This window comes from Rhodococcus sp. MS16 (assembly GCF_013277795.1).
Classification (GTDB): Bacteria; Actinomycetota; Actinomycetes; order Mycobacteriales; family Mycobacteriaceae; genus Rhodococcus_F; species Rhodococcus_F globerula.
Window position 1 is genome coordinate 80,858 of the sequence record NZ_VBTM01000010.1, and the last position, 19,238, is coordinate 100,095.

A 19,238-nucleotide genomic window follows, 5' to 3' on the forward strand; every position below is an offset into this window, starting at 1 on the left:
TGAAGAAAGTACGTGCTGTATTACTTCGCTTGCTTCTTCGCTTGCGACACAAGACCGCCGCCGAGTATCAACCGCTGAATTTCACTGGTTCCCTCGTACAGGCGTAGCAACCGCACTTCCCGATAGATCCGTTCGACAGGAACGCCCCGCATGTACCCGCTGCCACCGTGGATCTGGACAGCGAGGTCAGCTACGTTTCCGACCATCTCGGTGCAGTAGAGCTTTGCCGCAGACGGTCCGAGTCGACGGTCCTCGCCGCTGACGTATCGCGCCGCAACCTCACGGACCATTGCCCGGCCGGCCATCACACCTACTTGTTGATCTGCAAGCATCGCTTGGACCAATTGGAAGTCACCGATCACAGTCCCACCCTGTTCCGTGACAGTGGCAAAGGCGACAGATTCGTCGAGGGCTCGCTGGGCTGCTCCCACCGACAATGCGGCAATATGAACGCGTCCACGTGCCAAGGAAGTCATGGCAGCGCGATATCCGGTGTCTTCGTCGCCCCCGACCAGGGCCGATGCGGGGACGCGCACGTTGTCGAAGCTGACCTCGGAGGTCCAAGCACCTTCCTGACCCATCTTCTTGTCCTTCGGCCCCACCGTGACACCTTCTGTATCGGCCGGGACCAGGAAGACAGCGATACCGGGACCGTCGGAGTCGGCCGGACGCGTGCGTGCGAACACGACAAACAGTTGCGCTGTCGGGGCATTGGTGATGAACCGCTTGTTGCCGTTGATCACCCAGTCGCTCCCGCCGCGGACTGCCTTGGTGCGCAGGCCGGCGGGGTTGGATCCCGCGCCCGGTTCGGTCAGTGCGAAGGACGCGACTACCTCACCCGACGCGATGCGTTCGAGCCATTCAGCCTTCTGCTCATCGGTGCCGAAGCCGACGAGTACCTGCCCGGCGATGCCGTTGTTGGTGCCGAACATCGAGCGCAGAGCAAGCGACGTGTACCCGAACTCCATCGCGAGTTCGACGTCTTGCGTGAGGTCGAGGCCCAGACCACCCCATTCCTGGGGAATGGCGTAACCGAACAGTCCGATATCGGCGGCCTTCTTCCGGATGTCCTCCGGAATGGCATCGGTATCGGCTATCTCCTGCTCACGAGGGACAACTTCCTTCCGGATGAATTCCCTTGCCGTCGCCAAGATATCGGCGAAGTCGTCCGCGTCGACCTGCATACCCACCACTCACCTTGCTCGTTCCACGTTAATGCGTCTTCCGAAGTCAATCCGGTCGAGCATTATGAGTCAAAGACTTGAAAACGAACCGAAGGTAAGGCGATGCCTATATCGACGCGATCGAATCGATCAGGCCCCAGTCGAGCGCACGCTCCGTATTGATCGCAGCACCGGAGAGAAACAGGTGGTAGGAGCGCCAACGCCCGATCCGGCGCGGGATGGACACAGTGCCACCCGCTCCCGGAATCAAGCCCATCGAGATCTCAGGCAGGCGGAACACCGTATCCGGGTGCGCACACACATCGGCGGCAAAGGCCGGCACCTCGATGCCCGCTCCCACGCAACTTCCGTGAACCTGTACCTCGATTCGATCGGACAGCCGGGCCATCAGCCGCGCGGCTCCCGATCGCGTTCGAATCAGATGCGCGATCGCCAGATCCGGAGTGGTCCCGAACTCGTCGAGATCACCTCCCGCGGAGAACGACGGCCCAGCGCCGTCGATCAGAACCTTCTCGATGCCGGGGTCCATCACGGCGACCTGTAATGCTGCGACCAGCCCGTCACGCACCTGCGCCCCGTAAGCGTTCCGACGTTCCGGGCGGTTGAGCGTGATGTGCAACAACCCATCTCGACGCTCGATCAGCACCGGTTCCTGCGGAGCTGGGGGCGGCAGCGGCCGTGGTCCTCGACCAGTGAGCCACCGCTCGAAGTCCGGAGTGCCCAACAGCGTCGAGTAGGCCAGAGATTCCACGTCAAGCGCTGCGGGGATCGACAGGTTTTCACCCAACCGCAGAACCTGCGAGGCAACAACTGACGCATAAGGATTTTCTTGGAAGCGGTCGAAGACCGACGCCAGTTCAGCGTCGGGATCTTCGACACCCACAAACTCTCGGACGTTCTCGGTCAATACCGTCGACACCGTCGAGTCGAGCGAACGCGCCAGTGTTCTTGTTGCGGCATCCGGTGTACGGCCCGTGTACCGCCCGAGAACAACACGGTCGGATCCGAGGACTTTCGCCGACACCGCACGGGCTTCGTCCTCTGAGAACTCCTCGTCCAGGTCGACCAGGACCACTGGATTATCAAGTGCGCCACCGTCTGCAAGAAGTGGAAGATCGATCCTGCCGTCGAGAATGTCCTGCGGCGACAGCGCGTGCATCTGGTTGACCATCTTCATCCTTCTCGAGCGCCGAATCATTGCTCGGCTTCCTGCACCCGACGGCAGTTCTGCACGCGGGATACCTTTTCCGGTAATACTTTTCGGAGTGTAACATCGGAGAATGTTTGCCTGGCCCGACGACGCTGACGAGGACCGCCGCGTTCTCGACTGGCTCGGCAGCGGGATAGTGCCACTCACCGGCTCGCCCGACGAATCTCCCAGAATTCCCCCGGGAAACGCCGCCACCCTGGCACGGCACCTCGGTGAATTCATCAACGGCAACGAAGACGGAGCCCGCTTTCTTTCCGAACGCGCGGCATTCACCGGATTCACCCGCAGCGGTTCAATCTCTCTCGGAGGCAGTTGCCGCCTCCTCCCTACACAGGACGGCTGGGCAGCCGTGTCCTGTGCCCGACCGGACGACCCGATTCTGCTCGGTGCACTGATCTCCGCGGAGATCGATGATGATCCCTGGCCGGCGGTAAGTGCCTGGTTAGCCGAACAACCCGGAGCCGAGTTGGCCGAGCGCGCAGCCCTACTCGGGTTGGCGGCTGCCCCGGTCGCATGCCCAACTGCGTCAGTTCCCGCGCCCACTACCCGGCGATCGGTCAAGGATCTGCTTGTTGTCGACTTCAGTGCACTGTGGGCGGGTCCTCTGTGCTCACACCTACTCGGAGCCGCGGGCGCGCGGGTCGTCAAGGTGGAGACCCCGACCAGGCCGGACGGAGCACGTCGCGGTAACAGCGAGTTCTACGAACTACTGCATGCCGGGCACGAGTCCGTCGTCCTCGATCCGAGTGCCTCTCCCGACAGGTCGGCGCTGGCGCAGCTCGTGGAACGCGCAGACATCGTTATCGAGGCGTCGCGGCCACGCGCACTCGCGGGCTTCGGGCTCGACGCAGAAGCTGCGGCCGCATCCGGTACCACCTGGATCTCCATCACTGCGGCAGGAAGAAACTCCGCTCGCATCGGATTCGGTGACGACATCGCAGCATCAAGTGGTCTTGTTGCACAAGATAATTCAGGTGCGCCCGTATTTGTCGGCGACGCGATAGCCGATCCCCTGAGCGGACTCATGGCAGCCGCCCTCGCCATGTCGGAGACGCCCACCGGCGCAGGATACCTCTGGGACCTCTCGATGGCCGACCTCGTCGCGTCGACGCTCACCCAGGGAACCGATGCTCCGTTGCCCCCATCGTGCATTGTGGCTATTCCGGAGAAACGCCAGTACGTCGGCAGTGCGTCCACCTCCGGCTCTGACACACACGCCGTTCTCCGCGGCCTCGGAATCGTCGCCCCGTGAACCATCTGCTGATCACCAATTGTTCTGTCGGTGGCCGTCACAGCCTCGACATTCGCATCACGGGCGGCGTGATCACGGAGATCGGCCGCGGACTGACTCGCCACGGCGAGGACGTCCTCGACGCCGACGGCAATCAGATCATTCCCGGCCTGTGTGATCACCACATCCACCTACATGCGCTGGCTGCCCGACGCAGTTCCGTGGAATGTGGCCCGCCGGCCGTCCGAAATTCCGGAGAACTAGCTGCCGCACTACAGGTTTCACCAGGTTCCGACGGCTGGGTGCGAGGTGTCGGATACTTCGAATCGGTAGCGGGCGATCTCGATCGCGATGCCCTCGATCATCTTCACGCATCACGACCTGTTCGTATCCAACATCGCAGTGGCGCAATGTGGGTGCTCAACACAGCGGGCGTCGTTGCAGCCGGATTGGAACCGGCTGACCATCCCGGTATCGAACGCGATGCAGCCGGAAAACCAACCGGCCGAGTGTGGCGCGCAGATTCCTGGCTCCGAGCGCAGATTCCGGGAAATGCCCCACCGCCGATACGCGATGTGGCGACCGAACTGTCGAGACTCGGCGTCACTGCGGTAACTGATGCAACGCCGGACCTCGCTCCGGAGAGCATCGAATCCATCTGCGCAGCAATGTCTTCGGGAGAATTGCCACAACGGGTTCATCTCCTCGGCGTGCCACTGGGTGTCTCACTACCGTCGACGGAACCAACCGTCGGCCCGTACAAGATCGTGCTTGCCGATTCCGGACTTCCCGATCTCGAACAGCTTGCCGCCGTTATCGAGTCCGCACACTCCATCGGGCGAGCGATTGCAGCACACAGTGTCAGCCGCGAAGCTCTGCTGATCTTGCTCTCCGTACTAGGCGAAATCGGCACGATCCCTGGTGATCGGATCGAACACGGGGCGTTGATTCCGATCGAATCCATTTCCGAGATCAACCGCCTCGGTTTGGCTGTCGTAACCCAGCCGGGGTTCATTGCCGATCGCGGTGACGACTACCTCGAACATGTTGCTGCCATCGACCACCAGGATTTGTACCGTTGCCGATCCTTGCTGGATGCATCTGTTCCGGTGGCGTTTTCGAGCGACGCACCGTACGGACCACTCGACCCGTGGGCAGTTATCGCAGCGTCACAGGCGCGGTTGACACCCGCGGGCACTGTTCTGGGCGATGCGGAGACAATCGACTACAACACCGCACTGGACGCCTATCTCGGCCGTCCTGGGGATCCAGGCGGCCCACCGCGCCGGGTAGAAGTCGGCGCAGCGGGCGATCTGGTTCTGATCTCCCGCTCGCAGCTGCCGTCAGTACTCGCAACCATCATCGGCGGCAAGCAGGTCTACTAGACCGTGCGCAGTTCCCGCTTCAACAGCTTCCCACTTTGATTCCGGGGAAGTTCCTCCACAAATCGAATGTGCTTGGGCACCTTGAAGGGAGCGATCTTTTCCTTCACGTAGGCGATCAACGCCTCCGGCGTCATGGCGTCTTGACCGTCCTTGAGAACAACGATTGCGGTGATCGCTTCGATCCACTTCTCGTCAGGTGTTCCGATGACGGCAACTTCGGCAACACCGGGATGCGTGTAGATGGCGTCTTCGACTTCACGGGATGCGACGAGAATCCCGCCCGTGTTGATGACGTCTTTGATGCGGTCGACGACGGTGATGAACCCTTCACTGTCACGCACGACGAGGTCGCCGGAATGGAACCAGCCGTCGCGGAAGGCTTCTGCGGTTGCTTCCGGGTTTTCCCAGTAGCCATTGCAGAGTTGCGGTGAACGGTAGAGAACCTCACCAGAGACACCGTCCGCAACATCGTTACCCTCGGCGTCGACAACACGGGTTTCCACGAAGAACACTGCCCGACCGCACGACGACGGCCGATCCGCGTGCTCGTCCGGCTGCAGAACTGCTGCCAGCGGGCCGATTTCGGATTGTCCGAAGCAGTTGTAGAAACCGATGTCGGGGTAGCGCTCGCGCAGACGGTTCAGCACGGTGACCGGCATGATCGACGCACCGTACTGCGCTTTCTTCAGCGACGACAGATCCCGGGTGTCGAGATCGGAATGATTGGCGAGCGGCACCCAGACGGTAGGAGCGAGGAAAAGTGAGCCGATCTTGTCGGCTTCGATGCGGCGCAGAATCTCCGGGATGTCCGGTGCCGCCATCACGTTGACCGTCGCACCGACGGACAGGTACGGAAGCATGAACACGTGCATTCCCGCAGAGTGGTACATGGGCATGCAGATCAAGGGGTTATCTGCCTTGTCGAGCCCGAGCGCGATCACCGACGACACGTACTCGTGGACCAGAGCGGCGTGAGTCATCATCGCGCCCTTGGGCTTCGACGTCGTTCCCGATGTGTAGAGCAACTGCGCGAGATCCGTTGACGAGGCTCGCGGTTCGAAGTCCGGGACCTCACCCGATGTGCTGATGGCGACCACTGAATTCGTGTCGTCCCGCAGCGGCACAACGTGGTCGATATCGAGATCGCCGCGCACGGAGTCCAACGTCGGCAACAATGCCGGATCCACCAGAACGGCCCGAGCGCCGGACTGCGCAACCAGGTAGCGCAGTTCATCACCCTTGAGCGCGTAATTCACCGGAACGTGGACCAATCCTGCCCGGCAACTCGCGAGGAACCCGATGACATACGCGTCGGAGTTGGTTCCGTACGCGGCCACACGATCGCCGTGCTGCAAGCCGAGGTCGACGAGGTGCGCCGCGACCCGCGTTACCGCCTCGTCGAGTTCTCGATAGGTGCGCGAGCGATCCTCGAAAACAATGGCCACCTGATCGGGGTACTTGGCTGCCGAGCGCCGAAGCACTCCGTCGATGGTGTTGGTACGCGGGTCCAGGCTCATGAACGATAGATTATCGGACGTCCAACTAATGCGAAAGGGCTCGGCTCACTTGTTCTGCCACTGCGGCACCCGCTTATCCACAAACGCCTGCATACCTTCCTGAGCGTCGCAGGTCACGGCGTTTGTTGCCATCGTTTCCGCCATTGCCTCGTACGCCTGCGCCTGGGGCAGATCGATCTGCTGATAGAACGCCTGCTTACCGATCCGAACCGTCAGGGGGCTGGCGGTCGTGATCTTCGCAGCCAAGTCGCGCACTTCCCGGTCGAGGTCAGCCGGGTCGACCACGAAGTTCACCAGACCCCAATCAGCCGCCGTCTCAGCATCGATGGTTTGGCCCGTCAGCAGCATCTGCATCGACCGTTTGCGGCCAACTGCCCTACTCAGGGCCACCATCGGCGTGGAGCAGAACAACCCGATCTTCACCCCGGGTGTACCGAAGACAGCATTCGACGCCGCCACGACAAGGTCACACGACGCCGCCAACTGGCATCCTGCCGCGATTGCCGGTCCCTGCACGGCAGCGATCACCGGCTGGGCGATCTGCTGGACCGTTTCCATCATCTCGGTGCAGCCGTCGAATATCGCGCGCTCGTCATCGAGGGTGCGGCCGATCATCTCCGTCAGATCGTGGCCGGCCGAAAACACGGGCCCCTCGGCCCGCACGACAACGATGCGGACTCGCGGATCGGCGGAGAGTTCCCGAAGTCCCGCTGTCACCTCGCTCATGGTCTGCGCCGAGAGCGGATTGCGCCGCTGCGGCTGATCGAGCGTCAGAAATCCGATGCCCGTCGACTCTTCGACTGATGTAGCTACCGCACTCTCGTTTATCTGCGTCTTCGACATGCGTCCTCTCTACCAATCGAATCCGTCCCGGTCAACGAGACGAAACGGGCAGCTCGCACCGAAGCGTCGATACCTTTTCAGTTAATACTTCGCCACTACGAGGAGTGCCCATGAGCACCGACGCCATCATCACCACCGACCTTGCGCAGATCCTGCAGGCGCAACAGGACGCCACCCGCGCCGCGGGAGCGCCGACTGCAGAAGAGCGTCGCCGGCGCATTCAACAGGTGATCGACCTGCTCGTGGCGAACCACAAAGACTTGACCGAAGCCATGAACGAAGACTTCGGTGGACGCCTCCCGGCCTACTCGGTCATGAATGACGTTCTCGGATCGATGGTTTCACTCAAGCACGTCCGAGATTCCCTTGAAGACTGGATGGTTCGCTCTCCGCGCTCCACCGGCGCCGTCCAGGATCAGCTGGGCGCCAAGGCTTACGTCGCGTACCAGCCCAAGGGTTCCATCGGCATCATCGGCACCTGGAACGCGCCCCTCTTCACACTCTTGAGCCCCCTCGCCTGCGCACTCGGTGCCGGTAACCGTGCCGTTCTGAAGCCCTCCGAAATCGTGCCGCACACCGCTGCCGTCCTGGCCGACGCTGCGGTGCGCACCCTCGATCCACTCGAAATCGCCGTCGTCACAGGCGGACCCGATGTGGCCGACAATCTCACGTCACTGCCCTTCGACCACCTGGTCTTCACTGGAAGCACGTCCATCGGCAAGCTGGTGATGGCAAACGCCGCGAAGAACCTCGTGCCGGTCACCCTCGAACTGGGCGGAAAGTCGCCGAGCGTCCTGGGCAAGAGCGCAGACTTCGCCGAAGCTGCACACCGACTGGCTATTGCGAAGTCCACCAACGGCGGTCAGCTCTGCGTCTCCCCCGACCTGATCTACGTTCCGCGTGAAGGCATCGAACGATTCATCACCGCGTTCGCAAATTCGTTCACCGGCCTCTTCCCCACCGTTGCCGACAACACCGACATGGTCTCCATCGTCAACGACCGCCATCTCGCCCGCATCGAGGGATACATCGCCGATGCCGCGGATCGTGGGGCACGCATCATCACGGTTCCCGACGAAGAACTTTCGGCCGACACGCGTCGACGCCCACTGCGGATGGTCGTCGATCCCCCGGCCGATGCCGAGATCATGAAGGAAGAAATCTTCGGGCCGGCCGTCGTGATCTTGCCTTACGACGAGATGGATGCCGTTGTCGCCGATATCAACTCGCGCCCGAAGCCCTTGGCTCTGTACTACTTCGGCACCGATCTCGACGAGAAGGAATCGGTGCTCGAGCGCACCAATTCCGGTGGCGTCACGATCAACGACGCGATGGCGCACCCAGGTCTCTCCGACGCACCGTTCGGCGGCGTCGGCGCGTCCGGAATCGGCCACTACCACGGCCGCGAAGGATTCCTCGAGTTCAGCCACGCACGGACGGTTCTCGAAGCAGCAGAACATGATCCGCGCGGCGAGTGGGGCATGTTGCCGCCGTACGGTGACAGCTTCGAGCAGATGATGCTGGCTCAGGTCACACCTTAGGGGCACAGCCCCTGTGCGCCTTTCCGCTAGTCGCCGCGACCGGAAAGGCGCACGGGCGCAGCCCAACTGCCGAGCAGAGGCGCGATCTGCGCTATGTCGGCGACACCAGTCGCGGCGTCGATAACCACGTCGTACGCATCATCTTCGGGCGCATCGAGATGTAGCCCGTTGATCGAATAGAAGACAAAAGCAGCAACCCACGACAATCGCTTGTTCCGTCGACCAATGCATGATTCCGGACGAGGGACTGCAGCAGCGCAGCTGCTTTGACATGAATGTCCGGATAAGCCTCGTCACCGAAGACCGTTGCACTCGGTCGATGCGCGGCTGATTCGAGCAAGCCGACATCCCGAACCTGCAGACCGCCGAGCTCATCACAAAGCACTAAAAGATCGTCGACCGTCAGATACCGAATCACTGTGAGAGACGGTCGAGCAACGGGCCGTACTCGGAAATGGCGGCGCGGGCAGCTCGTCGAACTTCGGTATCTTGACGCAGATGTGCCGCTCGATCAGCAATTGCCCTGATCACGGCTTCCTGCTTGCTCATATTCGAATGATGCCGCTCTGATACCAGCACCGAAAGCGGCAAAGTTACCAGTTAAGCGCTACCGAAGTGCAGCGAACCGAGCGCTCAAAAACTCGACCAACTGCCATGGCTCCGTGTCCGGCGAATCGAGCAAGGCAATCAGTCCGTCCTTGTCGGCAGCAGCGATCGGTTCGATTCCCCCGAAGGTTCGCATAGCGCTGCCGGCGGGCAACACCCGCGCACAGACCAACGAACCAGCTTCGAGGTTCAGGCTTCCCCACTCGTCGGCGACGTCGTACGCCACATCGGTTCGGACATCGCGCAACGTCAGCGATGTACCCGGCACCGTCGACGCAACCTCGTACACCGACTGCGGTACCTGCAACCACTGCTGCGCCAGTTCCAGTTCGTCGGCCGGCAGCAGTTCACCGCGTCGCTCGACAAACACTCCGAAGATGTTGCTGTCGAAAAGTGCTGTGTCGACAGCCAATCCACCCTCGAGCGCACGAGTCAACGCGTCGTCGTCATCCCAATGCTGGGCGCGAACCTCGGCGAGGTCGAAGACAACATCGAAGTACTCGGGACTGCGGGAGAAGAGTTGCGCCTTGATGTACAACCAATTTGCCCGGTCGTCGAAGGTGATCTCCGACTTACCCAGATGGCAGACCTTGTACTTGCGTCCGGATCCACACCAGCACTTGTCATTACGGCCCAGCTCAGGATGTTCGGCCGGCGCATAGCGCGCGAGAACGTCGTGCAGAATCTCCGACTCTCCGCCTTCGATCCGACCCAACAACGCAAGCGCCCGCGTTGCGTCGCTCCGATCCGCCGCGAGCAACGCAAGCTCGAAAATCGCCGGCACCCAATCAGGATCGCGATCGAGCGCGCTCTCGTAGTAGGCCTCGGCCACAATGATCTTGCCGAGACGATCTGCTGCCTTACCTGCGAGCCAGTACGCGGCGGGCTTTACCCGGCGCGGCCCCTTGTCGGCCAGCGCCGTAGCCACCGCGTGCAGGATCTCGTCGTGGTCGTCGAGTTCGGACAACAATTCAAGTGCCGCAGCAGCTGCCGGCGGTTCGGCAACGGCCACATAGATCTGCGGGTTCTCCGTGATCTGCGCACGCGCCCAGTCGCCGATTTCCGACGTGTCTTCCGGGAATTCGAGATGCGCAGCCGACACGAGATCGACCAGCGCGATAACCGCAGCTGCTTCGTCGGGGTGCAGGTTGTCGCGAATCTCGAGCATCCGCGCGCGGTTCGCCAAATGGAACGCCTCGAAATCGAACCCTTCGATCGCGACGTAATCGCCGTCGCGAACATAGCCGGCCGATTCGAGCAGTTCCCCCAGCGGAGCGGCGGGCTGACGGAACAGTGTCGGCTCCTCGAGCATCAACTGCCAGACAATCGCGTCGAGTGTTTCAGCGCCGGTATCGGTGAGGATGTTCGCTAGGGCGTCCGCAAAACCGGGTGTCGGATCGACTACGTCGGCAACGGTACAGAGCGTCAACTCACGATCTGCGACGAACAGCCCGATCAGATCGCCTGCCGCGCATTCCGACAATGCGTCGGGGGCAAGCAGAAAACCTTCGTCAGCCGGGAACGTCGGGTCGTCGATGCCGCGTTCGGCCAGGGCGGCGTCGTCGAGCCCACGATGTACGACGCGAATCTCCCGATCCTCGGTGTCATCGAAGCTGTCGAGAAAAACACGCAAGACCATGAGATCGGGGTTTGCGTCGAGAACGCCAGAGCTGATCTCGGCGTCGGTGAGGCGATGCGTGAGTATCCGGTGCTCGAACAGTGTGTCGAGCGCGGCGTAGCGGGACCCGGTCAGATAGCCCAACAGCGGATCCTCGACGTACTCCACGAACTCCGTCATGTCGTCCGGCGTTCCATGCCCGGCGTCAGCCAGCAAGTTTCCCCAGTCAGCAGCGGTCTGGGGGCCATGTTCGCGCAACAACTCCATCGCAGCTTCGGCGATCAAGTCATTGGGGTCCATAGGTTCGCTCACCTATCCAACTTTATCCGGTAGGCCCCGGCACGAGTATTCCGCATCGACCAGCGTCGACGCCCTCAGCTCAGCACTCTGATCAGCTCGGCGACATCGTGATGATCCCGCCCTAGAACCTGGAGCACATTGGCGGCCTGCAACTCGGAAGACACGATGACGCTGCCGACAACCTGGGCGCTCGAACCTGCAGGCAGAACGCGAGCACACACCAGATCACCGGGCTCGAGATCGGCGGCACCACTGACAGTCACGGTGTCGCCGGTCCGGCGATCCAGCAGCGTGTTCATCTCGGTCACCTCGAACACGGAACGCTCGACATCGAGCCATTGACGTGCCGTCGCCACCTCATGTTCGGTGAGTAAATTTCCGCGGCGGGTGACGAACTGCGCGAAGATTCCACCCTCGAACAGCGCGATGTCCAAGGCCGGCCCGTCGAAGATACTCCGATCGTCGTCATCGCTGCCGGCGGCGACAAGATCGTCGAACTGAACCACCATGTCGGCAAATTCGGAGGAAAACGCGAACATGCACGCCTTCTTGTAGAGCCAGCGGCCGTCTTCTCGAACCGACTCGTCAACCTTCCCCAGATGGCAGACCTTGTATTTTCGGCCGGATCCACACCAGCACTTGTCGTTTCGTCCCAGCTCGGGATGCTCTACCGGAATGAACTCCTGCAGTACTTCGTACAGGGTTTCCTCGGATCCACCGTCGATCCTGCCCAGCAAAGACAGTGCTCGGGTCGCGTCGCTCCGGTCGGCGGCGAACTGAGCCAATTCGAAAAGTGCCGGACCCCAGTCAGCTTCCCATTCCAGTGCCTTCTCGTAGTGCGCTTCCGCGTCGAGAACGCGTCCGAGACGATCAGCCGCCTTACCTGCCAACCAGTGTGCCGCCGGCTTGACGGCCTTCGGACCGCGTTCGGCCAGCTCGCCGCCAAGCGCTTCGAGGATCATGTCTGCGGTGGGGTCCTGGTTCCGGAATCCCAGATCGAACGCCGCCACAGCTGCGCCCGCATCCGCAAGGGCGGCAAACGAATCAGGAACAACACCGACATGTCGACGTGCCCAGTCACGAAGGTCGAGATTCTCGATCTCGGCGTCGACATATCCGCGCTGAGCCAGGTCGACAAAAGCTACAACAGCTACGGCTTCGTCGTGCGTGAGATCGTAGGTCGACGCAATCTCTGCGGTCTGAATCTGAACTGCGTAAGCAGCGAAGTCGAATCCATTGCGTGCAAGGAGTTCTCGTTGATGCTCGTATCCTGCCGCGGCAAACATCTCGCCCACCGGAGTACTGGGAACAGTGAACAACGACGAGTCCTCGACAGCAAGTTGCCAACCCACCGCCTCGAGCGCTTCCACACCGTTTTCGGCGAATATCTTCTCGAGTGCCGGCGCCAGATCCGGCTCGTCTTCGACATCCGCCTGCCACACCGTCAGCTCACGGTCTTCGATGGCAATCGCGATCAGATCACCAGCAGTGAAGTTGGCCAAAGTCCCGCGGGGCAAGGCAACAACACGGCGACTGAAAGCAGCGTCGATTCCGCGCTCTCGCAACAAGTCTTGTTCGAACTCTGCCTCGACAACCCGAACTTCGCCGTCGATACTCGACGCGAAACGCAACACCGGTTCGAGGTCAGGCGTCGCCTCGAGCACCTCCGACGCGATCTCGATTTCGCTGAGCCTGTGCGTGAACACCAACCCTTCGAGCAGCTCGTCCAGAGCGACATACTTGCCGCCGGGGAGGTACCCGATCATCGGATCATCAAGGTACTCGAGCACTTCGGCAATGTCGGACGGCGAGCCGAACTCACTGACACACTGCGCCCATTCTTCGAGACTGAGCGGACCGCGCTCACGCAGAGCGGTCATCGCAGCAGTAGCGAGGGCATTGTCGTCGACTTCGTTCACCACCCAATAGTAGGCGAGCGCGCAGGCTCGCCAATCTGCCTCGACTAGCCGAGTCCACTGACCCCTTCACCCAACACCATCGCGCCGAGCAGAGCCAGGATCACCGTCATCATGACAGCGTTGTTGGCGGCCATCCACGATTTTGCCGAGTCGAGCATCGACGCGGCACGCTCGCCGAATACGAGGTTGACCACAACCGGTGCGGCGACTGCGGCGCTCGCAACAATCGTGAACACAACAGCGGCGATGGCTTGCTCAGCCACAACGTAGGTTCCGGCGGCTATGGCCGCGCCTCCCGCGACGGCCAGTGCAGCATTCTTGGGATTGGCCGCTGAGAGCAACGCGATCCCCAGGGATTTCAGCGGGCTGAGCGAACTGACACTCGACATCCACTTCGGCTGAGTGGCTTCTGCGTCGCCCCGTGGCCGGGATCGCCATTGCCTGAATGCGAGCGCGAACAAGGCTAACCCCAGCACTATCCGGACGACACTTGCCCACCGCGTGGTCTCGGATTCGGGTACGGCGGTGTCGACAAAAGCGATAGTCAGTGCCACCACAGCTCCGATGCCCACGACCCAGCCGAGAATGAAGGCTGCAACCGAGCGTCGTGCGTCTGCAGTGACCAGCATGAGAACCACAACTGCCATCGGCACGGACACAATCGCCAAGCCGACTGCAACGGGCAATGATTGACCTAGCGCATCAAGCACGTGGGTCCTCTCGGTTAGTTAGCGCTCATAGCCCTTGCGCATATCATCTACTATCCGAGGCTGGTCGAGCGTCGACGGTTCCATGTCGCGGCGCGGACGGTCCCGCGGGAAGACGGAAGCCGACGCCAAAGTAGGTCCGTCGAGGAAGCGTAATTCCGGAGCGCTTTCAGGCAGACGCAATTCCGGTGGCACTCCCCCGGACTGAGCAAGTACGTATCCCCAGTCACCAAAACTGGGAACGAACACGTGGTACGGGGAGACCCCCAAACCAACTGCGGATACCGTAGACACTGTTCGCCAATAGGCATCGGGCGTCGAATAGGGACTGCCCGACTGGACGACCATCAATCCGCCCGGATTGAGCGCTGCCGCGGCCAAACCGTAGAACTCCATCGAATAGAGCCTGCCCAATGCCGGGGTATCAGGATCGGGCAGATCGACGATCACCGAGTCGAATCCGGGTTGAGGCGCCTCGCGCAACCACCGAAAAGCATCATCGAGCACAACGTGTACGCGTGAGTCTTCGAGTGCGCCGCCGTTCAACGATCGCAGTCGGGTGTTCGCCAGTTCGATGACGGCAGGATCGAGCTCCACCTGCACAATTTCCTGAACGCTGGGCATCCGCAACACTTCCCGTGCCGCAAGTCCGTCTCCGCCGCCCAAGATCAGTACCCGTTGCGGATTGTTCGAGAGCGCCGGATACACCAGAGACTCCGTGTAGCGGTGCTCGTCGACGCTCGAGAATTGGAGATCTCCGTCGAGGAAGAGCCGGACGTCGTTCTTACGTTCCGTGACAACAATTTCTTGATACTGCGATCGCGATGCCGCGACCACAGGGTCGGTGTACAAGCGCTGACGGGCCGTGGTTTCGATGTCGGAAGCGGCGATCAACAACCATCCGATCAGGCTCGCGGCCAACAACATTGCCACGACGGCAATCAGTCGGGCGCGCAAGCTGAGCTGCCACCGCAGCAGAATCAAGGCAACGACTGCCGCAGCGACGAGGTTGATCATGCCGGTAATTGCTGCGCCCCGGATCATCCCGACCCACGGCAACAAGACAAACGGCCAGAGCAACCCGCCGATCAGCGCACCCAAGTAGTCCGCTGCATTCAGATTGGCGAGCACTTTTCCGGCACTTTGTGCGTCGTTGTCGGTGCGTCCGGATTGCAGCAACGTCATCAGCAGTGGCACTTCCGCACCCACGAGAATGCCGATCAGTGCCGTGGCAGCAACAAGAACTGCCCCGCTGGAACCAAAGAACGTGAAGGTGACGTAGAGCGTGACCGCGCTGAATCCCCCGATGATGCCGAGCAGAATCTCCACTGTGACAAAGGAAATAGCCGCGTGCCCCAACAACGGTTTGGCGGCGAGGGCACCGATACCGAGCGCCGCAACGAATCCGGCGACAATCAGTGACGTCTGTGTGATTCCGCCGCCAGTGAGACTGACCGACAGAGTGAGCAGTGCCAACTCGTAGATCAGTCCGCAGGCAGCGCAGGCAGCGACGGCGGCAAGGAGCAGCACCCGCGCCCGAGCAGTGAGCACAGCGTGTGAATCGGTGACAGTCATCAGGTGAGAGCAGCGGCGTTCACCAAGCCGATGGACAGCAGGGTCACGCCCACCGCCCAGGCCGCACCGCACATCTTCGGATCCTGTACCAGCGCAACCAACTTACCCGGCAGGAATGCATTCATCAGTCGCAGCGCAATGGCCTGGAGAACAATTGCGAACAGACCGTACACGGCTGAATCCGCAAGTCCCTGGGCAAATCCGTCGGAACTGGTGAGAATGGCGGTCACGACGATAATGGCAAGCGCCAGATGGTTGGCACCCAGAAGAATTGCCGCATTCGGATTCTTGTCGACGTACACCTGGTGGCGGAGATTGCCCGGCGTCATAAGATCGAGAACCAGAAATCCGGTGGCCAGAACTGCAACTCCGACTACGAAGTACGCCAGCGTCCCCAGAACACCACCGACCAGCAGAGCTGGGTCAACAGTGCCGATTTCCACAGTTTCAGCAGCAAGGTTGGCGTTCACGAAGCTCTCCTGAGTTTGGTCCGATTGTCACTTGATGTGGTCATTTCGCACTTCCCGATCCACCGCTGCCGCTGCCGCCACCGGCCGGTGATCCCGGATTGAATCCTGGTCCCAGATAGGCATATCCGCCGCTGCGGTATGTGCCGTTGATGTCTTCGACCTTGATGGTGCTTCCCCCTGCTGCTGCGCTGACGGTAACGATGTCGTCGTCGTAACGCAGGTACTCGTTGCCGCCGTCGGCGCTGCGGGCCGCAGGTTCTTCCGCATCGACGATCCGCGACACCGTCGTACCGACAGGATCTTTCGACGAATACACAGCGACGTCGCCGGTTTGCGAACTCTTGGAATAATTGTCCGCAATGAAGTCCTTGACCGCGTTGCCGCACGACGACAGCACACATGCCATGGCGATCATGACGGGAACAACCCATTTCCTGCCGATCACGGATGCCACCTACTTCTGGTCTTCACAATGACTCCGGTCCCCTCCCCTGGGTACAAATGCCAACTCTGCCAAGCCCATCCATGCCCCAGGCTGCTGCCGAACAACACCGTGACAGCGGTGTCGTCTCCGGGAAACGAACCGCAAATCCAACCATCTGCCGCTGCCTGCACTTTCAGGCGGGCAGCCTCGGCAACGAACTCGGTTCGATCGAGAGTCTGCGTGGAAGATTCGAAACGATACGGTCCCAGAACTTCAGCACCCGGCAGTGGATCGCCACCAGCTGTGACCGCATCGCAGGACACCTGCTCGGTCAAGGTCTCACCACCCGAGCGTGCCGTCACCACATGCGATGCCCCCAGCACTCCCAAAGTCAAAGCACCGTCGACTGTTTCGATAACAAGCTGGGCCAAGGCCGGTGGCGCAGGTGCGTCCACCACAAGGCCGAGCGCAGACGCATCCACGTCGGTGGGCTCCACGTCGAGGAGATGCACACTCACTGCGGAGGGCCGGAATGTATGACGGTCAACTCTGCACGGGTGACTGCGCGGCCGGTGGAAACCTCCCACGACTGGCCGCGCGCCCACTTCTCGAATGCAATGAGCCCGGTTTTGTCAGCAGTTGCATAGTCGGCGTAGTCCATCACGCCCGACGGCGCGGTTCCTGTCGTGCCCTCGGCTGTGAATCGTGCGGTTCCGCTTTCGATCCTGCGGTGCACCTTGTCGTCGAGAATGACGTCGCCACTCGGCTCGAGGTTGGTGCCCTCACGCCGCATCCACAGCGTCATCTCGAGTTCACCCTCGTCATCTTCGACGGTCAGCCAGCGGCGGCCGGTCGAACCGTCGAGAAGGTGCTCGCGCCAGATGTACCCCTCTTCGTCGAGGGTGATGGTCCCGCGAACCACGTGATCGATCCCCGCGTAGGTGACGATGTCTCCGACACCGATCTTGTGGGGGTCGTATACCTCCGGATAGTCCGCAAGCGGGTCTACACGCCCCACCGGAGCGCTCTTACGACCACGCAGAACCACGAAGGCCACTGCCGCGATCACAACAAGTATCAGTACAACTATCAGCACGTTCGTCAACGGTCACTCCGAAATCGTCGGGCTCGGCAAGGGCGCCGGGGCAATACCCTACCGATCGCTACTCGCCCGAGCGTCCATACGTCGCTGCACCCGATCCCGCTCGATGCCGATTTCGGACAAACGGCCGTGCATACCCAGTCACGTTTCCCTGAAACCCGTTGGACGGATTCACTTTCGATGTGGATATCTCGGAATCCTCGAGGGCCCTCGCGCGTTGAACAACTATGGCCAACTACAAAACAGTCAATCCCGCGACAGGTGAAACCGTCAGGGAATTCGATACTTTGGATGACGCCGGAGTGGAAGCCGCACTGGAAAAGGCTCATAACGGCTATCTGAACTGGCGAAAGAGCGCGCCGACGCAACGCGCGCAGATACTGACCAGAACCGCCGAACTGTACAACGAACGTGCCGACGAACTGGCACGCATGATCGCCCTGGAAATGGGCAAGCCCGTTCGCGAAGCCAAGGGCGAGGTACAACTGTCCGCGGCGATCTACCAGTGGTACGCCGATCACGGACCGGCGTTGCTCGCAGAAGAACGACTCGATGTTCCCGGTGCCGAAGAGTCTGTGGTGTACCGACGCCCGATCGGGGCGCTCGTCGGCGTCATGCCCTGGAACTATCCTTACTATCAGGTCGCCCGGTTTGCGGCGCCCAATCTCATGCTCGGAAACACCGTCATCCTGAAGCACGCGTCCAACTGCCCTCAGTCGGCGCTGCTGATGGAGGAGATTCTGCAGCAGGCAGGCCTGCCAGAGGATGCATACGTAAACGTTTTTGCGAGCAACGAGCAGATCGCAGACATGATCGCTGACCCCCGTGTGCAAGGTGTCTCGTTGACCGGAAGCGAACGCGCCGGGACCAGTGTTGCGGAAACGGCGGGGCGCAACCTCAAGAAGGTGGTACTCGAGCTCGGTGGTTCGGATGTGTTCATCGTCCTCGACTCCGACGACATGGACGCCACAGTCAAGGCGGCAGCCAAAGCACGATTGTCCAACGCTGGTCAGGCGTGCAACGCCGCCAAACGATTCATCGTCGTCGAGGACTTCTACGACGATTTCACTCGGAAACTGACCGCGTCGTTCCAATCCGTCACGGCCGGCGATCCGCTGGAAGCGGATACGGTCCTCGGTCCGCTGTCGTCCCAAACCGCAGCAGATACATTGCTCGAGCAGGTTCAAGACGCCGTCGACAAGGGCGCAACGCTTCTGACCGGTGGAGCTAAGATCGACCGACCCGGCGCCTACGTCCAACCGACATTGCTCACCGATGTCACCCCGGACATGCGCGCCTACAGCGAAGAACTCTTCGGGCCGGCGGGCGTGGTGTACAAGGTGAAGTCAGCGAAAGATGCCGTTGACCTTGCCAATTCGTCGGTGTACGGGTTGAGCGGATCCGTCTGGAGTACCGACCTGGACGCTGCTCGTGCGGTCGCCGCCGATCTCGACGTCGGAATGGCCTTCGTCAACGAACACGGCACCACCCTGCCCGGCCTTCCCTTCGGCGGAGTCAAGCGGTCCGGAGTGGGACGTGAGCTCGGCCCTTGGGGTATGGACGAATTTGCCAACAAGAAGCTGATCCGCGTGTCCAAGAAATAGGA

At 61.3% G+C, this 19,238-nt stretch carries 17 protein-coding genes and 1 pseudogene; 4 read left to right on the top strand and 14 right to left on the bottom strand.

Going from position 1 to position 19,238, the window contains the following annotated elements; genetic code table 11:
• Positions 1-20: 20 nt before the first annotated feature.
• Complete coding sequence (locus tag FEZ60_RS21990) at positions 21-1,184, bottom strand: acyl-CoA dehydrogenase family protein (RefSeq protein WP_116102709.1); 1,164 nt, start codon at positions 1,182-1,184, stop codon at positions 21-23.
• Between the two features lie 106 nt (positions 1,185-1,290).
• On the bottom strand, positions 1,291-2,355 hold the full coding sequence (locus FEZ60_RS21995) for an enoyl-CoA hydratase/isomerase family protein (RefSeq protein ID WP_172936993.1): 1,065 nt from the start codon (positions 2,353-2,355) through the stop codon (positions 1,291-1,293).
• 109 nt (positions 2,356-2,464) lie between these two features.
• Here FEZ60_RS21995 and FEZ60_RS22000 point away from each other — a divergent pair, with 109 nt between their 5' ends.
• Together FEZ60_RS22000 and FEZ60_RS22005 are read left to right on the top strand one after the other, a co-directional pair.
• Entirely contained in the window at positions 2,465-3,646 is a 1,182-nt protein-coding gene (locus FEZ60_RS22000) for a CoA transferase (RefSeq protein WP_172936994.1), read from the top strand.
• The gene (locus FEZ60_RS22005) at positions 3,643-5,010 is read left to right on the top strand and encodes an amidohydrolase family protein (protein ID WP_172936995.1); all 1,368 of its coding nucleotides are present in this window, start codon (positions 3,643-3,645) and stop codon (positions 5,008-5,010) included. The genes FEZ60_RS22000 and FEZ60_RS22005 overlap by 4 nt, the downstream gene beginning before the upstream one ends.
• On the opposite strand, the gene FEZ60_RS22010 is transcribed toward FEZ60_RS22005, so the two are convergent.
• Both FEZ60_RS22010 and FEZ60_RS22015 read right to left on the bottom strand, forming a co-directional pair.
• The gene (locus FEZ60_RS22010; protein ID WP_172936996.1) at positions 5,007-6,527 is read right to left on the bottom strand and encodes an acyl-CoA synthetase; all 1,521 of its coding nucleotides are present in this window, start codon (positions 6,525-6,527) and stop codon (positions 5,007-5,009) included. The two genes, FEZ60_RS22005 and FEZ60_RS22010, sit on opposite strands and share 4 nt — an antisense overlap.
• A 45-nt stretch (positions 6,528-6,572) precedes the next feature.
• A complete protein-coding gene (locus FEZ60_RS22015) occupies positions 6,573-7,370 on the bottom strand; it encodes an enoyl-CoA hydratase (RefSeq protein WP_033233380.1) in 798 nt (265 codons plus the stop codon).
• Between the two features lie 110 nt (positions 7,371-7,480).
• Between FEZ60_RS22015 and FEZ60_RS22020 the strand changes: the two genes are divergently transcribed.
• The gene (locus FEZ60_RS22020; protein WP_172936997.1) at positions 7,481-8,911 is read left to right on the top strand and encodes an aldehyde dehydrogenase family protein; all 1,431 of its coding nucleotides are present in this window, start codon (positions 7,481-7,483) and stop codon (positions 8,909-8,911) included.
• 26 nt (positions 8,912-8,937) lie between these two features.
• Here the strand turns inward: FEZ60_RS22020 and FEZ60_RS22025 are convergent.
• The 10 genes and pseudogenes from FEZ60_RS22025 to FEZ60_RS22065 form a co-directional block, all read right to left on the bottom strand.
• Positions 8,938-9,329: pseudogene (locus FEZ60_RS22025) on the bottom strand (type II toxin-antitoxin system death-on-curing family toxin).
• The gene (locus FEZ60_RS32960) at positions 9,326-9,460 is read right to left on the bottom strand and encodes a hypothetical protein (RefSeq protein ID WP_275942463.1); all 135 of its coding nucleotides are present in this window, start codon (positions 9,458-9,460) and stop codon (positions 9,326-9,328) included. The pseudogene FEZ60_RS22025 and the gene FEZ60_RS32960 overlap by 4 nt, the downstream one beginning before the upstream one ends.
• 58 nt (positions 9,461-9,518) lie before the next feature.
• Complete coding sequence (locus FEZ60_RS22030; protein ID WP_346343397.1) at positions 9,519-11,447, bottom strand: SEC-C domain-containing protein; 1,929 nt, start codon at positions 11,445-11,447, stop codon at positions 9,519-9,521.
• Positions 11,448-11,509: 62 nt separating this feature from the next.
• Entirely contained in the window at positions 11,510-13,354 is a 1,845-nt protein-coding gene (locus FEZ60_RS22035) for an SEC-C metal-binding domain-containing protein (RefSeq protein ID WP_172936998.1), read from the bottom strand.
• Positions 13,355-13,398: 44 nt separating this feature from the next.
• Positions 13,399-14,064: a GAP family protein gene (locus tag FEZ60_RS22040; RefSeq protein WP_033233383.1), complete on the bottom strand. Its 666-nt coding sequence runs from the start codon at positions 14,062-14,064 to the stop codon at positions 13,399-13,401.
• A gap of 18 nt (positions 14,065-14,082) precedes the next feature.
• Entirely contained in the window at positions 14,083-15,636 is a 1,554-nt protein-coding gene (locus FEZ60_RS22045; RefSeq protein WP_045065045.1) for a polyamine aminopropyltransferase, read from the bottom strand.
• Positions 15,636-16,106 (bottom strand): DUF350 domain-containing protein, encoded by a 471-nt coding sequence (locus FEZ60_RS22050; protein ID WP_033233385.1) that lies wholly within the window; start codon positions 16,104-16,106, stop codon positions 15,636-15,638. The genes FEZ60_RS22045 and FEZ60_RS22050 overlap by 1 nt, the downstream gene beginning before the upstream one ends.
• A gap of 40 nt (positions 16,107-16,146) precedes the next feature.
• The gene (locus FEZ60_RS22055; protein WP_045066723.1) at positions 16,147-16,521 is read right to left on the bottom strand and encodes a DUF4247 domain-containing protein; all 375 of its coding nucleotides are present in this window, start codon (positions 16,519-16,521) and stop codon (positions 16,147-16,149) included.
• Between the two features lie 26 nt (positions 16,522-16,547).
• Complete coding sequence (locus FEZ60_RS22060) at positions 16,548-17,048, bottom strand: DUF2617 family protein (RefSeq protein WP_033233387.1); 501 nt, start codon at positions 17,046-17,048, stop codon at positions 16,548-16,550.
• A complete protein-coding gene (locus FEZ60_RS22065) occupies positions 17,045-17,635 on the bottom strand; it encodes a DUF4178 domain-containing protein (RefSeq protein WP_033233388.1) in 591 nt (196 codons plus the stop codon). The genes FEZ60_RS22060 and FEZ60_RS22065 overlap by 4 nt, the downstream gene beginning before the upstream one ends.
• A gap of 224 nt (positions 17,636-17,859) precedes the next feature.
• On the opposite strand from FEZ60_RS22065, the gene FEZ60_RS22070 reads away from it, so the two are divergent.
• Positions 17,860-19,236, top strand: a complete 1,377-nt coding sequence (locus FEZ60_RS22070) for an NAD-dependent succinate-semialdehyde dehydrogenase (RefSeq protein ID WP_033233389.1) — start codon at positions 17,860-17,862, stop codon at positions 19,234-19,236.
• The last annotated feature ends 2 nt before the right edge of the window (positions 19,237-19,238 follow it).

Bases quoted from the DNA above. Each gene is read 5' to 3' on its own strand.
- FEZ60_RS21990 (WP_116102709.1), bottom strand. From the start codon at position 1,184: ATGCAGGTCGACGCGGACGACTTCGCCGATATCTTGGCGACGGCAAGG.
- FEZ60_RS21995 (WP_172936993.1), bottom strand. From the start codon at position 2,355: ATGGTCAACCAGATGCACGCGCTGTCGCCGCAGGACATTCTCGACGGC.
- FEZ60_RS22000 (WP_172936994.1), top strand. From the start codon at position 2,465: ATGTTTGCCTGGCCCGACGACGCTGACGAGGACCGCCGCGTTCTCGAC.
- FEZ60_RS22010 (WP_172936996.1), bottom strand. From the start codon at position 6,527: ATGAGCCTGGACCCGCGTACCAACACCATCGACGGAGTGCTTCGGCGC.
- FEZ60_RS22015 (WP_033233380.1), bottom strand. From the start codon at position 7,370: ATGTCGAAGACGCAGATAAACGAGAGTGCGGTAGCTACATCAGTCGAA.
- FEZ60_RS22020 (WP_172936997.1), top strand. From the start codon at position 7,481: ATGAGCACCGACGCCATCATCACCACCGACCTTGCGCAGATCCTGCAG.
- FEZ60_RS32960 (WP_275942463.1), bottom strand. From the start codon at position 9,460: ATGAGCAAGCAGGAAGCCGTGATCAGGGCAATTGCTGATCGAGCGGCA.
- FEZ60_RS22045 (WP_045065045.1), bottom strand. From the start codon at position 15,636: ATGACTGTCACCGATTCACACGCTGTGCTCACTGCTCGGGCGCGGGTG.
- FEZ60_RS22055 (WP_045066723.1), bottom strand. From the start codon at position 16,521: ATGATCGCCATGGCATGTGTGCTGTCGTCGTGCGGCAACGCGGTCAAG.
- FEZ60_RS22070 (WP_033233389.1), top strand. From the start codon at position 17,860: ATGGCCAACTACAAAACAGTCAATCCCGCGACAGGTGAAACCGTCAGG.